The organism is Mesorhizobium sp. 113-1-2 (assembly GCF_016756475.1).
Classification (GTDB): domain Bacteria; phylum Pseudomonadota; class Alphaproteobacteria; order Rhizobiales; family Rhizobiaceae; genus Mesorhizobium; species Mesorhizobium loti_C.
The window spans coordinates 3,754,558-3,777,582 of the sequence record NZ_AP023242.1 but is presented as its reverse complement, the minus strand read 5'-3'; the positions used below and the strand labels follow the sequence as shown (position 1 = coordinate 3,777,582).

General features: G+C 63.7%; 24 protein-coding genes. 7 read left to right on the top strand and 17 right to left on the bottom strand.

Annotation, left to right across the window (positions count from 1 at the left end):
* Positions 1 to 80: 80 nt before the first annotated feature.
* Together JN279_RS18265 and JN279_RS18260 are read left to right on the top strand one after the other, a co-directional pair.
* Positions 81 to 1,256 (top strand): CaiB/BaiF CoA transferase family protein, encoded by a 1,176-nt coding sequence (locus JN279_RS18265; RefSeq protein ID WP_202353555.1) that lies wholly within the window; start codon positions 81 to 83, stop codon positions 1,254 to 1,256.
* A complete protein-coding gene (locus JN279_RS18260) occupies positions 1,253 to 2,902 on the top strand; it encodes a thiamine pyrophosphate-binding protein (protein WP_202353554.1) in 1,650 nt (549 codons plus the stop codon). The genes JN279_RS18265 and JN279_RS18260 overlap by 4 nt, the downstream gene beginning before the upstream one ends.
* 50 nt (positions 2,903 to 2,952) lie before the next feature.
* Here the strand turns inward: JN279_RS18260 and JN279_RS18255 are convergent, their stop codons facing one another.
* Together JN279_RS18255 and JN279_RS18250 are read right to left on the bottom strand one after the other, a co-directional pair.
* Complete coding sequence (locus JN279_RS18255; protein ID WP_096447530.1) at positions 2,953 to 3,396, bottom strand: CHRD domain-containing protein; 444 nt, start codon at positions 3,394 to 3,396, stop codon at positions 2,953 to 2,955.
* A gap of 162 nt (positions 3,397 to 3,558) precedes the next feature.
* Positions 3,559 to 4,842, bottom strand: coding sequence for a cystathionine gamma-synthase family protein (locus tag JN279_RS18250; RefSeq protein WP_202353553.1), 1,284 nt, complete (start codon positions 4,840 to 4,842; stop codon positions 3,559 to 3,561).
* Positions 4,843 to 4,964: 122 nt separating this feature from the next.
* Here JN279_RS18250 and JN279_RS18245 point away from each other — a divergent pair, with 122 nt between their 5' ends.
* The gene (locus tag JN279_RS18245) at positions 4,965 to 5,423 is read left to right on the top strand and encodes an Lrp/AsnC family transcriptional regulator (protein WP_027029765.1); all 459 of its coding nucleotides are present in this window, start codon (positions 4,965 to 4,967) and stop codon (positions 5,421 to 5,423) included.
* A 42-nt stretch (positions 5,424 to 5,465) separates the two neighbouring features.
* Here JN279_RS18245 and JN279_RS18240 read toward each other — a convergent pair whose 3' ends face one another.
* From JN279_RS18240 to JN279_RS18225, 4 genes are all read right to left on the bottom strand, one after another.
* Positions 5,466 to 6,437, bottom strand: a complete 972-nt coding sequence (locus tag JN279_RS18240; protein WP_202353552.1) for an ABC transporter substrate-binding protein — start codon at positions 6,435 to 6,437, stop codon at positions 5,466 to 5,468.
* 41 nt (positions 6,438 to 6,478) lie between these two features.
* A complete protein-coding gene (locus JN279_RS18235) occupies positions 6,479 to 7,633 on the bottom strand; it encodes an ABC transporter permease (RefSeq protein ID WP_096447538.1) in 1,155 nt (384 codons plus the stop codon).
* Complete coding sequence (locus JN279_RS18230) at positions 7,630 to 8,508, bottom strand: ABC transporter permease (protein WP_202353551.1); 879 nt, start codon at positions 8,506 to 8,508, stop codon at positions 7,630 to 7,632. The genes JN279_RS18235 and JN279_RS18230 overlap by 4 nt, the downstream gene beginning before the upstream one ends.
* A gap of 341 nt (positions 8,509 to 8,849) precedes the next feature.
* On the bottom strand, positions 8,850 to 9,641 hold the full coding sequence (locus tag JN279_RS18225) for an ABC transporter ATP-binding protein (protein ID WP_096447544.1): 792 nt from the start codon (positions 9,639 to 9,641) through the stop codon (positions 8,850 to 8,852).
* A gap of 129 nt (positions 9,642 to 9,770) precedes the next feature.
* Here JN279_RS18225 and JN279_RS18220 point away from each other — a divergent pair, with 129 nt between their 5' ends.
* Positions 9,771 to 10,175 carry a cupin domain-containing protein gene (locus tag JN279_RS18220; RefSeq protein ID WP_015317160.1) on the top strand — a complete coding sequence of 135 codons (405 nt, stop codon included), beginning with the start codon at positions 9,771 to 9,773 and terminating at the stop codon, positions 10,173 to 10,175.
* A gap of 17 nt (positions 10,176 to 10,192) precedes the next feature.
* Here JN279_RS18220 and JN279_RS18215 read toward each other — a convergent pair whose 3' ends face one another.
* The 5 genes from JN279_RS18215 to JN279_RS18195 form a co-directional block, all read right to left on the bottom strand.
* The gene (locus tag JN279_RS18215; RefSeq protein ID WP_202353550.1) at positions 10,193 to 10,570 is read right to left on the bottom strand and encodes a hypothetical protein; all 378 of its coding nucleotides are present in this window, start codon (positions 10,568 to 10,570) and stop codon (positions 10,193 to 10,195) included.
* A gap of 40 nt (positions 10,571 to 10,610) precedes the next feature.
* The gene (locus tag JN279_RS18210) at positions 10,611 to 10,982 is read right to left on the bottom strand and encodes a hypothetical protein (RefSeq protein ID WP_202353549.1); all 372 of its coding nucleotides are present in this window, start codon (positions 10,980 to 10,982) and stop codon (positions 10,611 to 10,613) included.
* Positions 10,983 to 10,984: 2 nt separating this feature from the next.
* Positions 10,985 to 12,436, bottom strand: a complete 1,452-nt coding sequence (gene hydA, locus JN279_RS18205; RefSeq protein ID WP_202353548.1) for a dihydropyrimidinase — start codon at positions 12,434 to 12,436, stop codon at positions 10,985 to 10,987.
* Positions 12,437 to 12,500: 64 nt separating this feature from the next.
* The gene (locus tag JN279_RS18200) at positions 12,501 to 13,751 is read right to left on the bottom strand and encodes a Zn-dependent hydrolase (RefSeq protein WP_096447550.1); all 1,251 of its coding nucleotides are present in this window, start codon (positions 13,749 to 13,751) and stop codon (positions 12,501 to 12,503) included.
* Positions 13,752 to 13,818: 67 nt separating this feature from the next.
* Positions 13,819 to 15,147: an aspartate aminotransferase family protein gene (locus tag JN279_RS18195; RefSeq protein ID WP_096447552.1), complete on the bottom strand. Its 1,329-nt coding sequence runs from the start codon at positions 15,145 to 15,147 to the stop codon at positions 13,819 to 13,821.
* A gap of 242 nt (positions 15,148 to 15,389) precedes the next feature.
* Between JN279_RS18195 and JN279_RS18190 the strand changes: the two genes are divergently transcribed.
* A complete protein-coding gene (locus JN279_RS18190; protein WP_096447554.1) occupies positions 15,390 to 16,025 on the top strand; it encodes a TetR family transcriptional regulator C-terminal domain-containing protein in 636 nt (211 codons plus the stop codon).
* A 6-nt stretch (positions 16,026 to 16,031) separates the two neighbouring features.
* Here JN279_RS18190 and JN279_RS18185 read toward each other — a convergent pair whose 3' ends face one another.
* On the bottom strand, positions 16,032 to 16,904 hold the full coding sequence (locus JN279_RS18185; RefSeq protein ID WP_202353547.1) for a helix-turn-helix transcriptional regulator: 873 nt from the start codon (positions 16,902 to 16,904) through the stop codon (positions 16,032 to 16,034).
* 104 nt (positions 16,905 to 17,008) lie between these two features.
* On the opposite strand from JN279_RS18185, the gene JN279_RS18180 reads away from it, so the two are divergent.
* Positions 17,009 to 17,848 carry an SDR family oxidoreductase gene (locus tag JN279_RS18180; RefSeq protein WP_202353546.1) on the top strand — a complete coding sequence of 280 codons (840 nt, stop codon included), beginning with the start codon at positions 17,009 to 17,011 and terminating at the stop codon, positions 17,846 to 17,848.
* Positions 17,845 to 18,567 (top strand): SDR family oxidoreductase, encoded by a 723-nt coding sequence (locus tag JN279_RS18175; RefSeq protein ID WP_096447560.1) that lies wholly within the window; start codon positions 17,845 to 17,847, stop codon positions 18,565 to 18,567. Before JN279_RS18180 ends, JN279_RS18175 begins: the two co-directional genes overlap by 4 nt.
* Before the next feature lie 7 nt (positions 18,568 to 18,574).
* Here the strand turns inward: JN279_RS18175 and JN279_RS18170 are convergent, their stop codons facing one another.
* From JN279_RS18170 to preA, 5 genes are all read right to left on the bottom strand, one after another.
* On the bottom strand, positions 18,575 to 18,952 hold the full coding sequence (locus tag JN279_RS18170; RefSeq protein ID WP_202353545.1) for a DoxX family protein: 378 nt from the start codon (positions 18,950 to 18,952) through the stop codon (positions 18,575 to 18,577).
* A gap of 68 nt (positions 18,953 to 19,020) precedes the next feature.
* Positions 19,021 to 19,479: a carboxymuconolactone decarboxylase family protein gene (locus JN279_RS18165; protein WP_202353544.1), complete on the bottom strand. Its 459-nt coding sequence runs from the start codon at positions 19,477 to 19,479 to the stop codon at positions 19,021 to 19,023.
* A gap of 11 nt (positions 19,480 to 19,490) precedes the next feature.
* A complete protein-coding gene (locus JN279_RS18160) occupies positions 19,491 to 20,015 on the bottom strand; it encodes an RrF2 family transcriptional regulator (protein ID WP_202353543.1) in 525 nt (174 codons plus the stop codon).
* A 341-nt stretch (positions 20,016 to 20,356) separates the two neighbouring features.
* On the bottom strand, positions 20,357 to 21,544 hold the full coding sequence (locus JN279_RS18155) for an integrase core domain-containing protein (RefSeq protein ID WP_096445643.1): 1,188 nt from the start codon (positions 21,542 to 21,544) through the stop codon (positions 20,357 to 20,359).
* A 157-nt stretch (positions 21,545 to 21,701) separates the two neighbouring features.
* Positions 21,702 to 23,015, bottom strand: a complete 1,314-nt coding sequence (preA, locus tag JN279_RS18150) for an NAD-dependent dihydropyrimidine dehydrogenase subunit PreA (RefSeq protein ID WP_202353542.1) — start codon at positions 23,013 to 23,015, stop codon at positions 21,702 to 21,704.
* Positions 23,016 to 23,025: the final 10 nt, after the last annotated feature.

Here is a 23,025-nt window from a genome sequence, read left to right as displayed (position 1 = left end):
CCGTTGGCCCATCGCAAGGGCCGTGACAGCCGCGGCCCGGCTTGATAGAGGCTCTGCTTTCGCAGCAATCACGGTGATTTATGGCCGAACCACCCCTGAAAGGCGTCCGCGTCGTCGAACTCGCCCGCATCCTTGCCGGGCCCTGGGCCGGGCAATTGCTTGCCGATCTCGGCGCCGATGTCATCAAGGTCGAAAGCCCAGATGGCGGCGACGACACCCGCAAATGGGGACCGCCCTTCGTCATGAGCCATGACGGCGAGAACCTGTCGGCCGCCTATTACCATTCCTGCAATCGCGGCAAGCGTTCCATCGCCATCGATTTCTCGACGCCGGAGGGGGCGGAAACCATCCGCCGGCTGGTCGCCACGTCGGACGTGCTGATCGAGAACTTCAAGCTCGGCGGATTGAAAAAATACGGGCTCGACTATGACAGCCTGCGCAAGATCAACCCGCGCCTCGTCTATTGCTCCATCACCGGCTTCGGCCAGGACGGACCTTACGCGCCGCGCGCCGGCTACGACTTCATCATCCAGGCCATGGCCGGCATGATGTCGATCACCGGCGAAGTCGGGCGTGAGCCGCAAAAGGCCGGCGTCGCCATCTCCGACATCTTCACCGGGCTCTATTCGGTCATCGCCATCCAGGCCGCGTTGCGGCATGCCGACCGGACCGGCGAAGGCCAGCATATCGACATGGCGCTGTTCGACACCCAGATCTCGGCGCTCGGCAACCAGAACCTCAACTATCTCGTCTCCGGCATGTCGCCGGTGCAGATGGGCAATGCGCATATGAACATCGCGCCCTACGAAGTGGTGCCGGTCCGCGACGGCCACATCATCCTGGCGGTCGGCAATGACGGCCAGTTCGCCAAATTCTGCGCCGCCGTCGGGCTGGATGAGCTGTCGACCAACCCCGACTTCGCCACCAATCCGGCCCGGGTCGCCAACCGGGTGAAGCTGCGCGAACACATCGTCGAGGCGCTGAGCACGGTCGATCGCGACCCGCTGCTGGCAAAGCTGGAAGCAGCAAGCGTGCCGGCGAGCCCGATCAACACGATCGGCCAGATGTTCGCCGACCCGCAGACCATCGCGCGCGGCATGCGGCTCGACCTCGACGACGGCCATGGCAACCGTCTGCCCTCGGTACGTGCGCCGATGGTGATGTCTGAAACACCGCTGGTCTATGAACGCCCCTCGCCGCGCCTTGGCGAACACACGCAAGAAATCCTTGCCGAACTGGAGAGGTTTGGGAAATGAAGACCGGTGGACAACTGATCGTCGAAGCGCTGGAAGCCAACGACACCGACCGCATCTTCTGCGTGCCGGGCGAATCCTATCTGGCGGTGCTCGACGCGCTGCACGACTCGGCGATCCGCACCATCGTCTGCCGCCAGGAAGGCGGGGCGGCGATGATGGCCGACTGCCAGGGTCGGCTGACCGGCAAGCCCGGCATCTGCTTCGTCACCCGCGGCCCCGGCGCCACCAACGCCTCCGCCGGTATCCACATTGCCATGCAGGATTCGGTGCCGCTCATCCTGTTCATCGGCCAGGTCGCCAGCCACGCCAAGGAACGCGAGGCGTTCCAGGAGGTGGACTATAAGAGGTTCTTCGGCGACATCGCCAAATGGGTGGTCGAGATCGACGACGCCGCGCGCATCCCCGAATTCGTCACCCGCGCCTTCGCGGTGGCGACGTCGGGCCGGCCTGGGCCGGTCGTCATCTCGCTGCCCGAAGACATGCTGACCAGCGAGGTCGAGGCGCCGGCAGCGCTTCCCCACACGCCGGTCGAGACCTATCCCGGCGGGGCAGAACTCGACGCGCTGGAAATGCTGCTTAATGGCGCCAAGCGGCCGTTCGTCATCCTCGGCGGCACGCGCTGGAATGAGGAGGCCGTCGCGCGCATGCGCGCAATATCGGAGGCATGGTCGCTCCCCGTCGGCTGCTCCTTCCGCCGCCAGATGCTGTTTGATCATCTTCACGCGAACTACGCCGGCGACGTCGGCATCGGCATCAACCCCAAGCTGGCGGCGCAGATCAAGGCGGCCGACGTCGTGCTGCTGATCGGCGGCCGCATGGGCGAGATGCCCTCCTCGGACTACACGCTGCTGAAAAGCCCCTATCCCGATCAGGCGCTGGTGCATGTCCATGCCGACGCCGGCGAGCTCGGCCGCGTCTACCGGCCGACGCTGGCGATCAACGCCTCGCCCGCCGCCTTCGTCGAGGCTTTCGCCAAGCGCAAGCCGGCCGGCACGCCATCCTGGGCAGCCGAGACGGCGAAAGCGCATAGCGCCTACCTCGAATGGTCGACACCGCCGCAGACGGGTCCGGGCGACGTGCAGATGGGCCCGATCATGACATATCTGGAACAGGTATTGCCGGACGATACCATCTTCGCCAACGGCGCCGGCAACTACGCCACCTGGGTGCACCGCTTCCATCGCTTCCGCCGCTTTGCCACGCAAGCGGCACCAACCTCCGGCTCTATGGGTTATGGCACCCCTGCCGCGGTCGCCGCCAAGGCACTTTATCCGGATCGCACCGTGATCGCCTTCGCCGGCGACGGCTGCTTCCTGATGAACGGCCAGGAGTTCGCCACCGCCGTGCAATACGACCTGCCGATCATCGTGATCGTCGTCAACAACGGCATTTACGGTACCATCCGCATGCACCAGGAGCGCGAATATCCCGGCCGTGTCGTCGCCACCGATCTTAGCAATCCCGACTTCGCGTCGCTGGCGCGTGCCTATGGCGGCCATGGCGAGACGGTTGAGAAGACGGCGGATTTCGCGCCGGCCTTCGAACGTGCCCGGGCCAGCGGGAAGCCGGCCATCGTCGAAATCAGGCTCGATCCCGAAGCGATCACGCCGACCCGGACGATGACGCAAATCCGCGACAAGGCGTGATCCAAACAAAAAAGGGGCGGTCGCCCGCCCCTCTTTCTAAGCGGTTTCCGCTATTTCGCTGCCTCGATTTGGCCGCGGATCTCGCCGTCCTTGTTGGCGGCGGTGTGGACGTTGACATAGTAGTTGCCGGCCGCCAGGTCGGCTGCCTGGGCGTCCGTCAGCGTTGCCGACCCCTTGATCGGGCTCTTAAGCTTGCCCTTGAAGGGGATGACGGGAGCGGCGCTCGCCCCCATCGCAGCCGGGCCGTGAATGTGCGCTGCCGTCGCCGGTCCGCTGAGGCCGGAATATTTGACGTCCCAACTGAGCTTCTTCTTGGTGGTGTCGAAGGTGAGCGTGGCGGTGCCTTTGCCCTTGGTGGTGACGGGCGGACTCTGCTGGCTGCCATCGAGCGTCGCCTTGTATTTCACCACCTCGGCCATGGCCGGCGATGCGAGCAGGAAAGCGGTCGAAACGGCCAGCGCCGAAAATACCGGCAGGAAAGAATGTGTGCGCATGAATAACCTCCGATTGGCTGTCGCATGGGTCACGGTCCCCCGACGCGCGCATGCTCCAACGCAACGGTTGGGCGGCGCAATGTTTCCCTGCACACGTTTTTGTGACCGGGAAAACAAAAAAGGGGCGATCGCCCGCCCCTTCCAGCTTCGAGAAGAGAGCCGTCAGACCGCCGCCAGCGCCTGCGTCAGGTCGGCGATCAGATCGTCGGGATGCTCGACACCGATTGACAGCCTGACCGTGGTCTCCAGCACGCCGATGCGCTGGCGCACGTCGAAGGGAATGCCGGAATGGGTCATGGCCGCCGGATGGCTGGCGAGCGACTCCGTGCCGCCGAGGCTCACCGCCAGCTTGAAGATCTGCAGGGCGTTGAGAAAGGCGAAAGCCGCCTTCTCTCCGCCTTTGATGTCGAAGGAAAAGGTCGAGCCGGCGCCACTGCATTGCCTGAGATAGGCGCGCCCCGCCGGCGTATCCTCGCCGAGGAAGGGCAGATAATGCACCTTCTCGACCTTGGCGTGATCGCGCAGGAATTCGGCGACCAGGCGCGCGTTGTCGTTGGCACGCTCCATGCGGATCGACAGCGTCTCCAGCGAACGGCCGAGCATCCAGCAGGAATGCGGGTCGAGTTGCGTGCCGATGGCGCCGCGCAGCGCCTTGATCGGCTTGGTGACCACCTTGCTGCCCATGGCCGCGCCCGCGATCAGGTCGGAATGGCCGCCGACATATTTGGTCAGCGAATAGACGGAGACATCGGCGCCGTGTTCGATGGGCCGCTGGAACACCGGGCCAAGCAGCGTGTTGTCGCAGACGATGATGGGTGTCGAGCCTTGCCGGGCGCCGATCTCGTCGGCGATCGTCCGCATCAGCGCGATATCGACCAGGCTGTTGGTCGGGTTTGACGGCGTCTCGATCAGGATGACCGAAACACGCCCCTTCGCCACCGCGGCATCGGCCGCCGCCCGCACCGCTTTCTCGTCGACACCATCGGCAAAGCCGACGGCGCCGATGCCGAAGCCCGACAGCGTGCGGGTCAGCAGCGTCTCGGTGCCGCCATAGAGCGGTTGCGAGTGCAGGATGACATCGCCCGGGCGGGCATAGGCGAGCAGTGTCGTGGCGATCGCCGACATCCCAGACGAAAACAGGATGCAGGCATCCGTCCCCTCATAGATCGCCAGCCGGTCCTCGACGATCTCGCTGTTGGGATGATTGAAGCGCGAATAGACGAGACCCGACGCCGTGCCGCTCGGCGGCTCCTTGCGGCCCGACGTGTAGTCGAAGAAGTCGCGCCCCTCTTCCGCCGATTTGAACACGAAGGTCGAGGTGAGAAAGACTGGCGGCTTGACCGCGCCTTCCGAAAGCTGCGGATCGAATCCATAGCTCAGCATCAGCGTCTCCGGATGGAGCTTGTGGTTGCCGATATGGGTTTTCGACGGGCGTGGCGCGGTCATGGCCTTTTCCTGCGTTCGAGGGATATCGCGCCGCAATTTATGCGATCCCGATCAGCCAGTCCTTGCTATTCTTGGGCTCGCATGGCTGCATGCCGGCAACAAATTGCCGCGAGAGAGCAAAAATGCAGCAGAAGATAGCTGACGATTTCGACCTCAGGATTCTCAGGGAATTGCGGGCCGACGCCCGCATCACCAACAATGAGCTTGCCGAGCGCATCGGCCTGTCGCCGTCGCCTTGCCTCAGGCGCGTGCGGCGGCTGGAGGAGACCGGCGTCATCAGAGGCTACACCACGCTGGTCGACCCCGCCGCCTTCGGCTGGAGCATGGTCGCCATCGCCACCATCCGGCTCAGCCGGCAGAACGAGGACGAGATCGTGATGTTCGAGGACGCGATCCGCGGCTGGGAAGAGGTGCTGGAGTGCCATCTCGTCACCGGCTCGCGCGACTATGTGCTGAAGGTGGTGACGGGCAGCCTGGAACAATACGAGCGCTTCATCAAGGAGAAGATCGCGCGGCTGAAATGCGTCGCCTCGATCGAGACCAGCTTCGTCATGAACACCATAAAGGAACGGCGCCTCTAAGCCAGAGGCGCCGTTCTTAACATCGAGATATTCCAGCCAGGCTTACTTGATCGCCTTGTCGGTGATCGCGGTCGTGTAGGCCCCTTTCGGCTCCTTGGTGATGATCTTCTGGTCGAGCAGCGCCTTGGCGGTACGCTCATAGGTCGCCGGATCGAGCTTGCCGTCGGCATTGTCGACCAGCTTGGCGACTTCGCTCATCATGCGCTTCTGGTGGTTCTCGTCCTGGCCGCCGCCGTCCATGACGATGCCGGCAGCCTCGTCATTGTTGTCGACGGCGTATTTCCAGCCCTTCATCGAGGCGCGCACGAAACGCACCATCTTGTCGGCGAAGGCCGGGTCCTTGAGCTTGTCCTCAGAGGCATAGAGCCCGTCCTCGAGCAGGTCGTTGCCCATCGCCGAATAGTTGAACACGGTCAGCTGTTCCGGCTTGTAGCCGGCGTCGATCAGCTGCCAGTACTCGTTGTAGGTCATGACCGAGATGCAATCCGCCTGCTTCTGGATCAGCGGCTGCACGTCGAAGCTCTGCTTGAGAACAGTGACGCCGTCCGGGCCGCCATCGGTCTTGAGGCCGAGCTTGTTCATCCAGGCATAGAACGGATACTCGTTGCCGAAGAACCAGACGCCCAGCGTATGACCCTTGAAGTCGGCTTCGGTCTTGATCGGGCCGTCCTTCGGGCAGACCAGCTCCATGCCGGCCTTCTTGAACGGCTGGGCGATGTTGACCAGCGGCACACCCTTTTCGCGCGCGGCGAGCGCACCGCCCATCCAGTCGACGATGACGTCGGCGCCGCCGCCGGCGATGACCTGCTCGGGCGCGATGTCCGGGCCGCCCGGCTTGATATCGACGTCGAGGCCCTCGGCCTCATAGAAACCCTTGGCCTTGGCGACATAGTAGCCGGCAAACTGCGCCTGCGTGACCCATTTCAGCTGCAACGTCACCTTGTCGGCGGCCATTGCCTGGAACGCGGCCAGCGACATTGCGCCGGCCAGAACGGGAATAATCAGTCTTTTCATCTTTTTACCCTCTGAAGTTAGCACCCTTAAACCCACCGCCCCTATCCACCACGGACAGAGGGATGCCAAAACGTGACAGCTCTTTCGACAAGAGCGACCACGCCATAAAAGACCGAACCCGCAAGTGCTGCAACTGCGATTTCGGCCCAGACCATGTCGATGTTCATCCGCCCGACCTCGGTCGAAATGCGGAAGCCCATGCCGACGACAGGCGTGCCGAAGAACTCGGCGACGATGGCGCCGATCAGCGCCAGCGTCGAGTTGATCTTCAGCGCGTTGAAGATGAAGGGAGCCGCCGCCGGCAGCCTGAGCTTGATCAGCGTCGGCCAGTAGCCCGACGCATAGGTGCGCATCAGGTCGCGCTCCATATGGCCGGAGGCGGCAAGGCCTGCGACCGTGTTCACCAGCATCGGGAAGAAGGTCATGATGATGACGACCGCCGCCTTGGACTGCCAGTCGAAGCCGAACCACATCACCATGATCGGTGCCACGCCGATGATCGGCAACGCCGAAACCATGTTGCCGATCGGCAGGAGCCCACGCCGCAGGAACGGCACGCGGTCGGCAAGGATCGCGGTGATGAAGCCGGCGCCGCTGCCGACGACATAACCGAAGATCACCGCCTTGAAGATGGTCTGCCGCACATCCGCCCCGAGCACCGGCAGCGAATTGGCGATGCGCGCGCCGATGGCGCTCGGCGGCGGTAGCAGGATGAAGGGAATGCCGGCGCCGCGCGTCACCGCTTCCCAGATGATCAGGATCCAGGCGCCGAAGATGGCGGGGATGATCAGGCGCAGTGCGTTCCGGGCCGAGCTCGCCATCGGGCGAAGCCCTGACAGCACCGCCACGCAGCGCCAGCCAAGCAGCCAGGCGGCCGTGAGCAGCAGGAAGTACGGGGCCAATGCCGTGCCTTCGAAACCGGCAATGCCCGAGATCAGCAGCCAGGCAACGAGATGGGCGCCGACGAACAGCACGACGGCCTCGGCAAGCGACGGAATCCTGATCATCGAAACCAGCGCAGCAACGATCGCCAGGCCGAGCATCAAGCCCTTCGTTCCGAGATAGGGATAGTTGATGCTGGCCGCCGGGTCCGCGAGCGCTGCCGCTTCCGGCTTCGACATCGCGCCGAGCGCGATTGCGATCACGCACAGCACGATCGCCAGCACCGCTTGCCAGGAAGGTCGTATCAGGTTCATGCCGGCCTCCCGCCCATGGCGCGGTCGACGATGCGCCCGGCAATGCCGACCACCATGACCAGCAGTGCCGCGACGATGGAACCGGCGACCAGCGTTGACCAGATGTCGATGGACTGGCTGTAATAGGCGCCGGCGAGCAGCTTGGCGCCGATGCCGGCGACGGCACCTGTCGGCAGTTCGCCGACAATAGCGCCGACCAGGCTTGCCGCCACCGCCACCTTCATCGAGGTGAACAGGAACGGCACCGAGGCCGGCACGCGCAGCTTCCAGAAGGTCTGCGAGGGGCTGGCATTGTAGGTGTGCATCAGGTCGAGATGCATGATCTCGGGCGAACGCAGCCCCTTCACCATGCCGACGGTGACCGGGAAGAACGACAGATAGGTCGAGATCATCGCCTTCGGGATCAGGCCGGTGACGCCGATAGCCGCCAGCACCACGATGATCATCGGCGCCACCGCCAGAATGGGAATGGTCTGCGAGGCGATGATCCACGGCATCAGGCTGCGGTCGAGCGTCGCCACATGCACGATGCCGACGGCGATGATGATGCCAAGCGCCGTGCCGAAGGCGAAGCCGAGCAGCGTCGAGGACAGCGTCACCCAGGCATTGTAGACGAGGCTGCGGCTCGAGGTGATGGGCCGCAGGAAAGTGTTCTCGAAGAAGTTCACCGCCACCTGGTGCGGCGCCGGCAGCGTCGGCTTCGGCTGCGCCAGCGTCTTGCCGATGAACTCGACCGCGCCGGGCGTCTCGTTGGCGCGGGTGTCGAGATCGCGCTGGAACGGCGCGTTGAGGATGACGGCAAAGACGTACCAGAGCACGACGACGCCGGCGAGGATGGAGGTCACGGGGACGAGCTTGTCGCGGAAGCTATCCATGGGAAGCGCCCCCTCCTCTCCCCACCGGGGAGAGGGTGGCCGGAGCGAAGCGCAGGCCGAGCGCCTTCGTTTTCGCCGACGCAATGTTCGTTCTTTTCGTCATCCTAGGGCGAAGCAAGGAGCGAAGCGACGCGGCGCAGACCCTAGGATCCATGCCGTTATCTCTGTGCTCCCCGACGGTGCGGAACAGGGCTCCCTGCGACCCGCACTGCTTGGCGGGCATTCTCAGCCGCTTGCGCCCTCCGACCAACGTCACGGCATGGATCCTAGGGTCTGCGCGACGCTTCGCGTCGCTCCGCCCTAGGATGACGAACGCGTGGGGCGTTCTCTGGCGAGGGCCCTCAATCATCATAGCTGTGCCCTGCCCTCAAGCCGTCGCGCACGCGGGCGGCGATCGCCAAAAACTCCGGCGTCTCGCGGATGTCGAGCGGCCTTTCCTTCGGCAGCGTCGATTCAATGATGTCGCTGACCCGGCCGGGCCGCGGCGACATGACGACGATCCGTGTCGACAGATACACGGCTTCCGGAATGGAGTGAGTGACGAAGCAGATGGTCTTGTTGGTGCGCGCCCACAATTCCAGCAATTGTTCGTTGAGGTGGTCGCGCACGATCTCGTCCAGCGCGCCGAACGGCTCGTCCATCAACAGCAGGTCGGCGTCGAAGGCAAGCGCGCGGGCGATCGAGGCGCGCTGCTGCATGCCGCCCGACAGCTGCCACGGGTATTTCTTCTCGAAGCCTGAGAGGTTGACGAGGTCGAGCGTGCGCTTGATGCGCTCCGCCTGCTCGGCCCTGGACAGGCCCATGATCTCCAGCGGCAGGCCGACATTGCGTTCGATCGTGCGCCACGGAAACAGCGCGGCGGCCTGGAAGACATAGCCATAAGCGCGCTTCTCGCGCGCCTGTTCGGGCGTCATGCCGTTGACCGAAATCGTGCCCGAGGTCGGCTTCTCCAGATCGGCGATGACGCGCAGCAGCGTGGTCTTGCCGCAGCCCGATGGCCCGATGAAGGAGACGAACTCCCCCTTGCCGATGGTCAGGTCGACATTGGACAGCGCCTGCACCGGCCCGTCATTGGTCTGGAAGGTGAGGCCAAGTTTGCTTGCCGCGACGACGGCTGGCGAAATCCCTGTCATCGGCCGTTGCCTGCCTGTTCCCGCCACGGCGGCGCCGGCCGGAATCCGATTGCTTTTATCGCGATGTTGTTTTCCACTCGCCCAGTCCCATTAGTCTTGTCCCACTCAGATCGACGCCCGGAGTTCCCGATGTCGCCCAAACCCACTTGTCATCTTATCCGCCCTGAAAGCACTTATGAAGGCAAGCAGGGTTTGACCTATTTCGCCGGCATCGCCACCGAGTCGGTCGGCTCCTCCGGCATCTGCATGCACGTGCTCACCATGCCGCCCGGCGCCCGCGCCAAGGCGCATCTGCACGAGAACCATGAAACGGCGATCTACGTGCTCTCCGGCGAGGTCCATACCTGGTATGGCGACCGGCTCGAGCACCACATCGTCGTCAAGGCCGGCGACCTCTTCTACATTCCGGCCGGCGTGCCGCATCTGCCGGCCAATCTGAGCAACGCTCCCTCTTCGGCCGTCATTGCGCGCACCGATCCCAACGAACAGGAAAGCGTCGTCCTGCTGCCGGAACTGGATGCGCTGGTCGCCTGAGGTCGACGGGATCGCGGTCATTTGCACCGCGAGACTTCCCCCATGACGTTGCCGTCCGCATCGGTGATCGTCAGCTTCTTGGCGTTCTTGGCACTGCGCTTGATAGTGAAATTGGTCGGCGCCTGTCCGTCTTCGCCTTCGGCCTCACATGTCGCCGTCACCACCAGCGATCCGTCAGCCTGCGCTTGCGTCTTCGTGAACGTGCAGGCGCTGGCGGCGGTGATCAATTCCTTGTCGGTCAAAAGCAGCATCTGATCGGCGGCGACTTCCTGGCCGTTGCGGTTGATGCAGCCATATTTGTCGCCATAGGGCTTCGACAGGTCGATGCCTGCCGCGAAAGCCTGACCGGCAGCTAAAACGACAACCATCGCAACAGACAAACCAAAACCGCGCATACTCATCCCCCAGATCCCCCAGATCCCGTTGCTCAAAACATCACGAACATGATTGCAGCGGCCCCAGTTCCTCGAGGCCGGGAATGGTGACGAAGAAACCATCCTCGCCCTTGTTGGTGACCACAATTGTTTCGATCGTCGTCCCCGCCTCGCCTTCGGCGGAACAGGTCGAACGCAGTGATTGCGTACCCGCCACTGAGGTCAATTGCTGTTCGAACCGGCAACCACCGCCATAGGTTTCGATGCCTTCCGCGGTCAGCAGGATATAGGCATCACTGTCTTGATAGCCGGCCTTCACGCCGGCACAACCGACATCATTGCCCCAAGAACCGGCCAGCACGCCGGCTGCGGTCGCCGGCCCCCCGGCCACTACCGCCAAGACCACCAGGATGAGCGCGGCCGAACGCGCCAAGCCTAGACCCCCGTCGCCGGGATGCCTGACCGTTCCACTTTGCGCGGCGCGGTGATTTCTTTCCACGTCGACAGCGCCCGGTTGACCGCGGCGTTCGGCTCGCGTCCGACGAACTGGCCATGGCCGGGCTTCGCCTTCACCTCGGCTTCCTCGATCGAGAGTTCGCCGCGCGAGAAGACGAAGCGCGGCAGGCCGGTCACTTCGAACCCTTCGAAGACATTGTAGTCGATGACAGACTGCTGCTTCTTCGACGAGATCGTCTTCTTCCGCAGGGGATCCCAGACGACGATGTCGGCATCCGCGCCTTCGACGATCGCGCCCTTCTTCGGATACATGTTCAGGATCTTGGCGATGTTGGTCGAGGTCACCGCGACGAACTCGTTCATCGTCAGCCGGCCTGTGTTGACGCCCGTGGTCCACAGCATTGGCAAGCGGTCCTCGAGGCCGCCAGTGCCGTTCGGGATCTTGGTGAAGTCGCCGATACCGTTGCGCTTCTGTTTGGTGGTGAAGGCGCAATGGTCGGTCGCCACCACTTGCAGCGATCCCGCCTGCAGGCCGGCCCAAAGCGAATCCTGGTGCAGCTTGTTGCGGAAGGGCGGGCTCATCACGCGGCGCGCCGCATGGTCCCAGTCCTTGTTGAAATACTCGGTCTCATCGAGCGTCAGGTGCTGGATCAGCGGCTCGCCGAACACCCGCATGCCCTTCTGCCGTGCCCGGCGGATGGCCTCGTGGCTCTGCTCGCAGGAGACATGCACGACATAGAGCGGCACGCCCGCCATGTCAGCGATCATGATGGCGCGATTTGTCGCCTCGCCTTCCACTTCCGGCGGGCGCGAATAGGCATGGCCCTCGGGTCCATTGTTGCCGGCGGCCAGCAGCTTCTGCGAGAGCGCGGCAACGACATCGCCATTCTCCGCATGCACCAGCGGCAGCGCGCCAAGGTCGGCGCAGCGCTGGAACGACGCGTACATCTCGTCGTCGTCCACCATCAGCGCGCCCTTATAGGCCATGAAGTGCTTGAACGAGGTGATGCCCTTGTCGACGACAGTGGCCATCTCGTCGAACACCTGCTTGCCCCACCAGGTGATGGCCATGTGGAAGGAATAATCGCAGGCGGCTTTGGACGTCTTGTTGTCCCACATCTGCAAGGCCTCCAGCAGCGATTGCTGCGGCGACGGCAGGCAGAAATCGACCACCATCGTCGTGCCGCCGGCGAGCGCCGCCCGCGTACCGGATTCGAAATCATCGGCCGAATAAGTGCCCATGAATGGCATTTCGAGATGGGTGTGCGGGTCGATGCCGCCCGGCATGACATAGCAGCCGGTGGCGTCATACTCATGGTCGCCATGCAGATCCGAGCCGATGGCGACGATCTTGCCGTGGCTGAACAGCACGTCTGCCTTCCAGCTGCGGTCGGCGGTGACGACGGTGCCGTTCTTGATGACTTTGGTCATTTTCTGTTCCCTTGTTCTCTTCGCGCTTCTTTATGAGCGGCGTTTGGAATCTAGATGGCTAAGCTCACTCCACGATGACAGCCGTCTCCACCACCGCGTGGAACAGCACGTCGGCGCCCGCCGAAGCCCATTCCTTGGTGATTTCCTCGGCCTCGTTGTGTGACAACCCGTCAACGCAAGGGCACATCACCATGGCCGTCGGCGCCACGCGGTTGATCCAGCAGGCGTCGTGGCCGGCACCCGAGACGATGTTGCGGTGGGTATAGCCGAGGCGGTCGGCGGCATCACGGATGGCCTTCACGCAGCCGGCATCGAACGTGACCGGATCGAAATGGCCGACCTGTTCGATCTTGTACTGGATGTCGAGCGCCTCGCAGATCGTGTCGATGCCTTCGCGGATGCGGCCGTCCATCGCATCCAGCACTTCCTTCTCGGGCGAGCGGATGTCGATGGTGAAGACGGTGCGGCCGGCAATGATGTTGCGCGAGTTCGGGAACACTTCCATGTGGCCGACCGCGCCGACGGCGTCGGGCTGGTAGTCCATGGCGATCTCGTGCACCAGCTCGATCACCCGGGCCATGCCGAGCCCGGCATTGCGGCGCTTGGGCATCGGCGTCGAGCCGGTATGGGCTTCCTTGCCGGTCAGCGTCACCTGCAGCCATTTCAGGCCCTGGCCATGGGTGACGACGCCAATGTCGATGCCTTCGTCCTCGAGGATCGGCCCCTGCTCGATATGCAGTTCGAAGAAGGCGTGTATCTTGCGATCGCCGACCTTCTCGGTGCCCTTCCAGCCGATGCGCTCGAGCTCCTCGCCGAATTTCTTGCCCTGCTTGTCGGTATGCTCGTAGACATCGGCCTGTTCGAGCACGCCGGCGAACACGCCCGACGCCATCATCGCCGGCGCGAAGCGCGCGCCTTCCTCGTTGGTCCAGTTGGTGACGACGATCGGATGTTTTGTCTTGATGTCGAGATCGTTGAGCGAGCGCACGATCTCCAGGCCGCCAAGAACGCCGAGCACGCCGTCATATTTGCCGCCGGTCGGCTGCGTATCGAGATGGCTGCCGACATAGACCGGCGGCAGGCTGGGATCAGTGCCTTCGCGGCGGGCAAACATCGTGCCCATCTCGTCGACGCCCATTTCGAGCCCGGCGGCATCGCACCAGCGCTTGAACAGATGCCGGCCCTCGCCGTCCTCGTCGGTCACGGTCTGGCGATTGTTGCCGCCGGCAACGCCGGGGCCAATCTTCGCCATTTCCATCAGCGAATCCCACAAACGGTCTGAATTGATTCGCAGATTCTCGCCGGGTGCGGCCATTCAAAGTCCTTCCATTTCATTCAAAATCGGACGGCGGTTCCCAACGCCGTCCGATTTATAGACTAGGCTAGTCGATCGACCTCAATACATCGCGCACATGGTCGATCAGTTCGTTGATCTGGCCCTTGGTGATGATCAGCGGCGGCGACAGCGCGATGATGTCGCCGGTGGTGCGGATCAACGCGCCGCGCTCGAACGCCTTGACGAAGGCCGAGAAGGCCCGCTTGGTCGGACTGCCGGCGATCGGCGCCAGTTCGATCGCGCCGATCAGGCCGATGTTCCTGATGTCGATGACATGCGGCTCGCCCTTCAGCGAATGCAGCGCGTCCTCCCAATAGGGCGCCAGTTCCTCGCCACGGGTGAGCAGGCCCTCTTCCTTGTAGGTGTCGAGCGTGCCGAGGGCCGCCGCGCAGGCGATCGGATTGCCCGAATAGGTGTAGCCGTGGAAGAACTCGATCATGTGCTCGGGGCCGGTCATGAAGGCGTCGTGGATTTCCTTCTTCACGAACACCGCGCCCATCGGGATGACGCCGTTGGAGACGCCCTTGGCGGTGGTCATTATGTCGGGAACCACGCCGAAATAGTCGGCGGCGAACGCCGCGCCGAGACGGCCGAAGCCGGTGATGACCTCGTCGAAGATCAGCAGGATGCCGTGCTTGGTGCAGATTTCGCGCAGCTTCTGCAGATAGCCCTTGGGCGGCAGGATGACGCCGGTGGAGCCGGCGACCGGCTCGACGATGACTGCGGCGATGGTCGAGGCGTCGTGCAGCGCGACGATGCGCTCCAGCTCATTGGCGAGCTCCGCGCCATATTCCGGGACACCCTTCGAGAAGGCGTTCTTCTCCGGCAGATGCGTGTGCGGCATGTGGTCGACGCCGCCGAGCAGCGTGCCGAACATCTTGCGGTTGGTGACGATGCCGCCGACCGAGATGCCGCCGAAATTGACGCCGTGATAGCCGCGCTCGCGGCCGATCAGGCGGGTGCGCGAGCCCTCGCCCTTCACCCGGTGATAGGCGATCGCCATCTTCAGCGCGGTCTCGACCGATTCCGAACCGGAATTGGTGAAGAAGACGTGGTCCATGCCCTTGGGCGCCAGGTCGACCAGCCGGTTCGCCAGTTCGAACACGATCGGATGGCCCATCTGGAAGGCCGGCGCGTAGTCGAGTTCGGCGGCCTGGTGCTGGATCGCCTCGGTGATCTTCGGCCGGCAGTGGCCGGCATTGACGCACCAGAGGCCGGCGGTGCCGTCCAGCACCTTGCGGCCGTCGCTGGTGGTGTAATGCATGTCCTTGGCGGACACGAACATGCGTGGCGCCTGCTTGAACTGCCGGTTCGCCGTGAACGGCATCCAGAATGCGCTGAGATCGTTCGGCGTGACTTTCAGCCGGTTGGACATGACCAAGACTTCCCCTTGTAACCTGTTTCGGTGCGTCCAACGCTTGGTCTTTGCGCCGTTTTCATGCTACGCAAATTTTTGACCGATTGGACAAACGTTAGCACCGCCCTGTCGGCGGTCAAGGGATTACTAGCGGAAATGCGGCTCCTGAAGTGCGTTCCACAGCCCAGAGAAAAACTGGTCCAGAGAATTGGTCCAGATGACCTTGAATGCGAGATTTGGCAACACGAGGGTTCGCAACGGTGAACACCGGCACGGAAGCGCCTCGCCGCACCCGCATCCAGCAGGAAAAGCGAGAACTTATCCTGGAGGCGGCACTCGAAGTGTTCTCAACCCATGGCTTCCGCGGCTCGACCATCGACCAGATCGCCGAAGCCGCCGGCATGTCGAAGCCGAACCTGCTCTATTACTTCCGCCGCAAGGAAGACATTCACGAGACGTTAATGCAGCGCCTGCTCGACACCTGGCTGGCGCCGCTGCGCGAACTCGACGACATCGGCGACCCGATGACCGAACTCAGGAGCTACATCAGGCGCAAGCTCGAAATGGCGCGCGATTTTCCACGCGAGAGCCGGCTCTTCGCCAATGAAATCCTGCAAGGTGCGCCGCGCATCATGCCGCTGCTGGCGGGCGAGCTGAAGACGCTGGTCGACGAGAAGGCCGCCGTCATCAAGGGCTGGATGCGTGCCGGCAAGATCGCCCGGACTGACCCCTGGCACCTGATCTTCTCGATCTGGGCAACGACGCAGCACTATGCCGATTTCGACGTCCAGGTCCGCGCCGTGCTCGGACCGAACCGTGGCGGCGACGGCCGCTTCGAGGACGCGGCACGGTTCCTGGAGCAGTTGTTTCTTGAGGGGCTGAAGCCGAGGGGCTGACCCCTCTCAGGCGCTGCGCCGCTCGGCCGGAAGGTCGTCCAGCAGTTTCTGCAGCTTGGCGATCGAGTTGTGCTCGGCGAGCGGCGTGTAGACGATCAGCTTCATATCGGAGCCGTCATCGATCGACAGGCTCATATGCTCGAACACCATCGGGCCGGCGATCGGGTGGCGCAGATGCTTCATGCCGGACAAGCGGTGCACGACGTCGCGTTGCGGCCACCATTCCCGGAATTCGGGACTTGAGCGCATCATCAGCGCGATCAGCCGCTCGAAATCCGGATCGCCGACATATTTCGCGCTCTCGGCGCGGAACGCGGCAAGAGTCGCGCGGGCGAGCTGTTCCCAGTCGACCAGCAAATGCCGCCGGTGCGGATCGGTGAACACGCCGTGGATGATGTTGCGGGCGTCGCCCTCAAGCAGGCCATAATCGCCGAAAATGGCAACGGCGCCGTCATTCCAGGCCAGCACGTCCCAGCGCGGACCGACGACATAGGCAGGCTGCAGCACCAAGCTTTGCAGCATATGCAGCAACGGGCCATCGACCTTTCCAGCCGCAATGCGACGTCGCTCCGGCTGCTGACGGCCGGCAAGCGTGAAGAGATGCCGCTTCTCCGCGGCGTCGAGGCGCAGCGCGCCGCACAGCGCCGTCAGCACCTCCACGGAAGGCCGCACGTCCCTGCCCTGCTCCAGCCATGTGTACCAGGTGGTGCCGACGCCAGCGATCATCGCCACCTCCTCGCGGCGCAGGCCTGGCGTGCGCCGCCTGAGGCCGGTCGTGATGCCGGTCGCCGAGGGCGTCAGCCTTTCGCGGCGTGAGCGCAGGAAAGCGCCGAGTTCGCGCCGGCGGCTGTCTTCAGCGGAATGAGAGGGAGCGTCCATAATGTCTACTATAGCAGTACTGATACCAGGATAAAGTTTGAACTGTTTGAGATCCGTGGGACGTCCCATCTTGCGTCTGGAGCAACAGACAGGAGGCTCCCGACATGGACCTGAAAGACAAGACAATCCTCATCACCGGCTCGACCGACGGCGTCGGCCGCGTCGTCGCGCAAAGGCTGGGTGCCGCCGGCGCCCCCGTGCTGGTGCACGGCCGCGATGCCGCGCGTGGCAAGGCCGTGGTCGCCGAAATCGAGGCCGCCGGCGGCAGAGCCGAGTTCTTCGCCGCCGACCTCGCCTCGCTGGCCGAAATTCGCCGCCTTGCCGAGGCCGTGCGTGCCCGAACGGACCGGCTCGACATCCTCATCAACAATGCCGGCATCGGCACGGCAGGCGCCAAAAGACAGATCAGCGCCGATGGCTACGAACTGCGTTTCGCGGTCAACTATCTCGCCGGCTTCCTGCTGGCCTCGGAACTTCTGCCGCTGCTGAAGGCGAGCGCTCCGGCGCGCATCGTCAATGTCGCCTCGGCGGGCCAGCAGGCGATCGACTTCAGCGATGTCATGCTGACCCATGGCTATAGCGGCGTGCGCGCCTACTGTCAGAGCAAGCTGGCGCAGATCCTGTTCACCGTCGATCTGGCGGAGGAACTGAAAGGCACCGGCGTCACCGTCAATGCGCTGCATCCGGCGAGCTACATGAACACCACCATGGTCAGGCAGGCCGGCGTGACGCCATGGAGCTCTGTCGAAACCGGCGCCGACGCCATCGTCAATCTCGCCGCCTCATCCGCGCTCGAAGGCCGAAGCGGCCTCTACTTCGACGGCCTGCGCGAAGCCCGCGCCGATGCCCAGGCCTACGACGCCAAGGCAAGACAGCAACTGCGAAACCTGAGCATCGACCTTGTCGGCCCGGCCTCTTCAAAATTCAGGGAACAGCACTCATGACCAACAGAACCGAACACACAGTCATCATCGGCGGCTCGTCCGGCATCGGCCTGGCTACGGCGCGAAAGCTGCTTGGCCCGGGCATGAAGGTGACGATCACCGGCCGCAACCAGGACAAGCTCATCAGCGCCTGGAAAAGCCTTGGCGGCGCCGCCGACAAGGCCGCATTCGATGCGTCGAAGCCGGACGAAGTTCGCCAATTCTTCGAGCGCCTTGGCCCGTTCGACCACCTCGTTCTGGCCGCAAGCGGCGGCAAGGGTCTTGGTCCCTTCGAGACCCTCGACCTTGCCGATATCGGCAGCGGCGTCGAGGAGAAGGTGCGGCCGCAATTGTCGTGCCTGCAGGCCGCCTTGCCGACGCTCAATAGATCGGGATCGGTCACCTTCATCTCGGCGGTGTCGGCGCAGGTCACCATGCCCGGCGTCGCCGGCATCGGTGCCGTCAACGGCATGCTGCTGACCGTAACGCCGATCCTGGCTGTCGAACTGAAGCCGCTGCGCGTCAACGTCGTGGCCCCCGGCGTCATCGACACGCCGTGGTGGGATTTTTTACCTGAGGACCAGCGGCAGGCGGTTTTTGCCGAATATGCCGGCAAGACGCCGGTGGGCAGGATTGGCCGCGCCGAGGACGTCGCCTCGGCGATAGCCTTCCTCGTCTCCAACGGTTTCATGACCGGCCAGGTGCTGACCTGCGATGGTGGCCTGCGGTTCGCGGCCTGAGTAGATCTCAGAGCGACTGCGCGATCAGCGCCAGGAAACCGCCCGTCAGCGCGACATTGCCGACGAAGCCGTTGATGCGCGCCGCGCGGTCCGGGCCTTGGTGATCCCAGAAATTGTGGAACATCGGCGTGGCCGCGATCAGGAACAGCACCAGCACCGCGCAGGCGAGTGTCACCCAAAGGCCAGCTACCACCAGGGCTCCGGCAATGACCTGGAGCACAATGCCGGCCCACAGCGCCAACCGCGCCTGCGGCACGCCGCGCGCGGCCATCAGCCCGGTGAGGAAAGCCGCGTTCTGGATGTTGCGCAGGCCGGCGAAGACGAAGGCGCCGCCGAGCAACAGGCGGCCGAGAAACAACAAGGTCGATGGTAAATCGGCAGGCATAAAACACTCCCCTTGAAAACAGTTGGAGCGCCGCCTCCTCGACGGCGCTCCCATGGCAACAAGAAAAATCAGGCTGCCTTGGCGGCTGGCATCGGATGAATGGCCTGGAACGGAATGCACAGTCGGTTCCAGGTGTTGATCATGCCGAGCGCGACGGACAGCTTGACCAGTTCCTCTTCCGAGAAATGCTCGAGCGTGCGGGCATAGAGCTCGTCCGAGACGCCATTGTTGGCGATCAGGGTCACCGCCTCCGTCCAGGCGAAGGCGGCGCGCTCACGTTCGGAAAACAGCGGCGATTCCTTCCAGGCCGCGACGAGATAGAGCCGCTGCTCGGTTTCGCCGTCGCGCCGCGCCTCGCGGCTGTGCATCTCGACGCAGTAGGAACAGCCATTGATCTGCGAAGCCCTGAGCTTGATCAGGTGCAGCAGGCCGACCTCCAGCCCGCATTCGTCGACCGCCTTGTTGAGCGCCGACACCGCCTTCATGATCTCGGGCGCCTTGGCGAAAAATTGCAGTCTCTGTTTCATCTGATGTCCTTTCACATCTGCTTTGAAGGGGTTGAACTGGATTTCTGCTGCCGCTGGTGGCGCGCGACGAAGGCACAGCTGGCGGCAAAGGATCTCGGATCGCCTTCGGCCGCGTAGTCCGCCACGACGTCGGAGAGCTTCACTTCGGCCAGCGCCGCCCGATAGGCGCGCTCGGCCTTGAGCATCGCGGCATTGATGCCGCAGGGTTTGACATAGGCCGAGGCATCGATCTTGACCGGACCGTTGCGTCGGATTTCGCCACAGCGAAACGCCGGCTCACGCCCCTCGATGGCCAAGACGATGTCGAGCAGCGTGATGCGTTCGGCCGGCCGGGCCAGCCGGTAGCCGCCCGCCGGACCCGACACCGATTCCAGGATCCGCTCGGCGGTCAGCATGTTGAGGTGCTTCAGGAGATAACTCGGCGACAGGCCGAACGCCTCGGCGAGCGCCGCGCCCGGCATGGTGCTGTTGCCCTCGACGCTCGCCAGCGTGGCCGCACAGTGGATGGCCGCTTCAACGCCCTCGCCCAGCTTCATAATGCCAATCTCCTATTCATGGATATCTTTTATCGTGGATAATTTTTATCTGCAATAGAGAGGTGCGGAAATCCACATGCTCGCGATGGCTTCACAGGACTTGGGTTCCTCGCACCCCGCGAAGCGGGGGAGAGGTGGCCCGGCGAAGCCGGGACGGAGAGGGGACGACCTCTACGAGATCAGAATCGGTGAGGAATCAGGCGCGGCAAGATAAAAGGCGATCAGGGAGCCCGGGGCTAGTTCCCAGTCGTCCCGAAGGCCCCTCTCCGTCCCGGCTTCGCGGTGTCCAGCCGATAGATGGGTAACACTTTAAACCGGATACATGGGTAACAGTTCTCCCCCTATGCGTCCGTCGCAGCGCCAAGCGGTTTGGTTGGCGCGGCGCTGCGACGGACAAGCTTCATGCGCCTGGTGTCGATGATGCCGAGCGGATGAGCATGGAAGCTGAGCATCCATTCGCCGTCTTCGGTCTCTGCGGCGGCGACCGCTTCGCCGGCCAGTGTTTGCGAGACATAGACGAAGCCGCCATTCCACTTGATCTCGCCATTGTGGCGCACACGGCGCACCGCCGCCTCGTCCGGATAATCGGGCTCGGGCGGCGTTCTTGGCATGGCGCGCCGTGAGGGGCGGTAATGCTGGGCTGGGGTGTCCATGGCCAGTGCCTCATGCGGGCGTTCCTCATTGTAGCTGCGCCGGAAGGCCTCGAAGGCTTGGCCCTGGGCTGTTCTGTCGACCGCGGGTTCCTTAGCCATCGGCAGCATGGTCAGATGAAAGCGCTCATGGCGTCCGTTCTGCTGCGGCTTGCCGGGCGCAATCCGCTCCAGCGTGATGCCAAGCTTGATGAAGCGCGCCGCAAGCGGCGTCAGACCCGTGACGCCGGGCGATGCGAAGGGTGGGCCATTGTCGCTTCTGAAGCGATCCGGCAGCCCATGCTCTTCAAACAGCCGCTCGAACACCGGCCAGGCCTCGGCGTCCGCCGTCGAACCCGTCGCTTCCAGCGCCAGAAGGTAGCGGCTCGATGCATCCATCACCGTCAACGGCTCACAACGCCACCCGTCACGGGTCCGGAACCAGCCCTTGTGGTCCCCGGTCCACACCGCGTTCGGCTCTGAAGCTTTCGGCCATGGACCATTGCCTGCCGCCTTCCAGCGCCTGCGCTTACGCCCCACAAGTCCATGCCGCTTCAGAATCTCACCGGCCGTCGAGACCGCAGGCCAGCCGCAGCAGGGCTCCGCACGCTTGAGCCTGGCCATGATCTTCTTGGGTCCCCACAACGGGTGGACCTCCTTCATAGCCACGATCCGCTCCACCACATCCCAAGGCGTCGCCCGGCCGTGATTGAGCGGCGCTCGCGGCCGATCGTGCAAACCTTCCGGGCCAAACTCCCGATAACGCCCAAGCCATTTGTAGCCGCTCTTGCGCGAGATGCCGTAACCCGCACAAAGCGCACTCATCGTCTCCTCACCCGCAAGGCAATCCACAACAAACCGTAGCCGCTCGTCCATGATGCCAGTCTCTCGCCAAACCATCGCCGGTCCTCCGGCGGACAAGAAAACTGTCACCCATGCTATCGGTCCATTCTGTTACCTATCTATCCGGTTCGGACAGCCGGGCCACCTCTCCCCACTTCGTGGGGCGAGGAACCCAAGTTCTGCCAAGTAGCGCTACCTGCGTTGGAGTAAGCCCCTACTCCGCGGCCACCTTGGCCATCGGGTTGTTCGGGTGCGTCGTCCAGTTGGCGTAGACCGGCGACACTGGCTTGCCGGTGCGCTGGTCCATCACGCCGGCGGCCAGCGGCTCCATGGTGATGCAATTGTCGACCGGGCAGACATTGACGCACAGATTGCAGCCGACGCACTCGGCCTCGATCACTTCAAAGTGTCTCACGCCATTGACCATGTTGGTGATCGCCTGGTGCGAGGTGTCCTCGCAGGCAATGTGGCAGCGTCCGCATTTGATGCAGGCGTCCTGGTCGATACGCGCCTTGGCGACATAGTTGAGGTTGAGATACTGCCAGTCGGTGACGTTGGGCGTGGCGCGGCCGATAATGTCGTCGAGCGAGCGGTGGCCCTTCTCGTCCATCCAGTTTTCCAGACCGGCGATCATCTCCTGCACGATCTTGAAGCCGTAGGTCATCGCCGCCGTGCAGACCTGCACATTGCCGGCGCCGAGCGCCAGGAATTCGGCCGCGTCGCGCCAGGTGGTGATGCCGCCAATGCCCGAGATCGGCAGGCCGCGCGTTTCGGGATCGCGCGCGATCTCAGCCACCATGTTCATGGCGATCGGCTTCACCGCCGGGCCGCAATAGCCGCCATGCGAGCCCTTGCCGTCGATGGTCGGCATCGGCGCGAAACTGTCGAGGTCAACGCCGGTGATCGAATTGATGGTGTTGATCAGCGACACGGCATCTGTTCCACCTGCGTGAGCAGCCCGCGCGGGCTTGCGGATGTCGGTGATGTTGGGCGTCAGCTTGGTGATGACGGGCATGCGCGTGTACTGCTTGCACCAGCGCACCACCATTTCGATATATTCCGGCACCTGGCCGACGGCCGCGCCCATGCCGCGTTCCGACATGCCGTGTGGGCAGCCGAAATTGAGCTCGATGCCGTCGGCGCCGGTCTCCTCGACCAGCGGCAGGATGGCTTTCCAGCTTGCCTCTTCGCAGGGAACCATGATCGAGGCGATGAGCGCGCGGTCGGGCCAATCCATCTTGACCTGCTTCATCTCGCGCAGATTGGTCTGCAGGTCGCGGTCGGTGATCAGCTCGATGTTGTTGAGGCCGAGCAGACGGCGGTCGGCACCCCAGATCGCGCCGTAGCGCGGGCCGTTGACGTTGACCACCGGCGGGCCTTCCTCGCCCAGCGTCTTCCACACCACGCCGCCCCACCCTGCCTTGAAGGCGCGGATGACGTTGTAGGCCTTGTCGGTCGGCGGCGCCGAGGCCAGCCAGAACGGATTTGGCGATTTGATGCCGACGAAATTGTTGCGGAGGTCTGCCATGACAGGTCCC

What these genes read in the sequence shown, in the direction of transcription:
- JN279_RS18245 (WP_027029765.1), top strand. Translation starts at nt 4,965, where the DNA reads ATGCAGCAGAAGATAGCTGACGATTTCGACCTCAGGATTCTCAGGGAA.
- JN279_RS18155 (WP_096445643.1), bottom strand. Translation starts at nt 21,544, where the DNA reads ATGGTTTGGCGAGAGACTGGCATCATGGACGAGCGGCTACGGTTTGTT.
- JN279_RS18165 (WP_202353544.1), bottom strand. Translation starts at nt 19,479, where the DNA reads ATGAAACAGAGACTGCAATTTTTCGCCAAGGCGCCCGAGATCATGAAG.
- JN279_RS18175 (WP_096447560.1), top strand. Translation starts at nt 17,845, where the DNA reads ATGACCAACAGAACCGAACACACAGTCATCATCGGCGGCTCGTCCGGC.
- JN279_RS18235 (WP_096447538.1), bottom strand. Translation starts at nt 7,633, where the DNA reads ATGAACCTGATACGACCTTCCTGGCAAGCGGTGCTGGCGATCGTGCTG.
- JN279_RS18225 (WP_096447544.1), bottom strand. Translation starts at nt 9,641, where the DNA reads ATGACAGGGATTTCGCCAGCCGTCGTCGCGGCAAGCAAACTTGGCCTC.
- JN279_RS18240 (WP_202353552.1), bottom strand. Translation starts at nt 6,437, where the DNA reads ATGAAAAGACTGATTATTCCCGTTCTGGCCGGCGCAATGTCGCTGGCC.
- JN279_RS18185 (WP_202353547.1), bottom strand. Translation starts at nt 16,904, where the DNA reads ATGGACGCTCCCTCTCATTCCGCTGAAGACAGCCGCCGGCGCGAACTC.
- hydA (WP_202353548.1), bottom strand. Translation starts at nt 12,436, where the DNA reads ATGACCAAAGTCATCAAGAACGGCACCGTCGTCACCGCCGACCGCAGC.
- JN279_RS18250 (WP_202353553.1), bottom strand. Translation starts at nt 4,842, where the DNA reads ATGACCGCGCCACGCCCGTCGAAAACCCATATCGGCAACCACAAGCTC.
- JN279_RS18215 (WP_202353550.1), bottom strand. Translation starts at nt 10,570, where the DNA reads ATGCGCGGTTTTGGTTTGTCTGTTGCGATGGTTGTCGTTTTAGCTGCC.
- JN279_RS18260 (WP_202353554.1), top strand. Translation starts at nt 1,253, where the DNA reads ATGAAGACCGGTGGACAACTGATCGTCGAAGCGCTGGAAGCCAACGAC.
- JN279_RS18200 (WP_096447550.1), bottom strand. Translation starts at nt 13,751, where the DNA reads ATGGCCGCACCCGGCGAGAATCTGCGAATCAATTCAGACCGTTTGTGG.
- JN279_RS18230 (WP_202353551.1), bottom strand. Translation starts at nt 8,508, where the DNA reads ATGGATAGCTTCCGCGACAAGCTCGTCCCCGTGACCTCCATCCTCGCC.
- JN279_RS18160 (WP_202353543.1), bottom strand. Translation starts at nt 20,015, where the DNA reads ATGAAGCTGGGCGAGGGCGTTGAAGCGGCCATCCACTGTGCGGCCACG.
- JN279_RS18180 (WP_202353546.1), top strand. Translation starts at nt 17,009, where the DNA reads ATGGACCTGAAAGACAAGACAATCCTCATCACCGGCTCGACCGACGGC.
- JN279_RS18255 (WP_096447530.1), bottom strand. Translation starts at nt 3,396, where the DNA reads ATGCGCACACATTCTTTCCTGCCGGTATTTTCGGCGCTGGCCGTTTCG.
- preA (WP_202353542.1), bottom strand. Translation starts at nt 23,015, where the DNA reads ATGGCAGACCTCCGCAACAATTTCGTCGGCATCAAATCGCCAAATCCG.
- JN279_RS18265 (WP_202353555.1), top strand. Translation starts at nt 81, where the DNA reads ATGGCCGAACCACCCCTGAAAGGCGTCCGCGTCGTCGAACTCGCCCGC.
- JN279_RS18220 (WP_015317160.1), top strand. Translation starts at nt 9,771, where the DNA reads ATGTCGCCCAAACCCACTTGTCATCTTATCCGCCCTGAAAGCACTTAT.
- JN279_RS18195 (WP_096447552.1), bottom strand. Translation starts at nt 15,147, where the DNA reads ATGTCCAACCGGCTGAAAGTCACGCCGAACGATCTCAGCGCATTCTGG.
- JN279_RS18170 (WP_202353545.1), bottom strand. Translation starts at nt 18,952, where the DNA reads ATGCCTGCCGATTTACCATCGACCTTGTTGTTTCTCGGCCGCCTGTTG.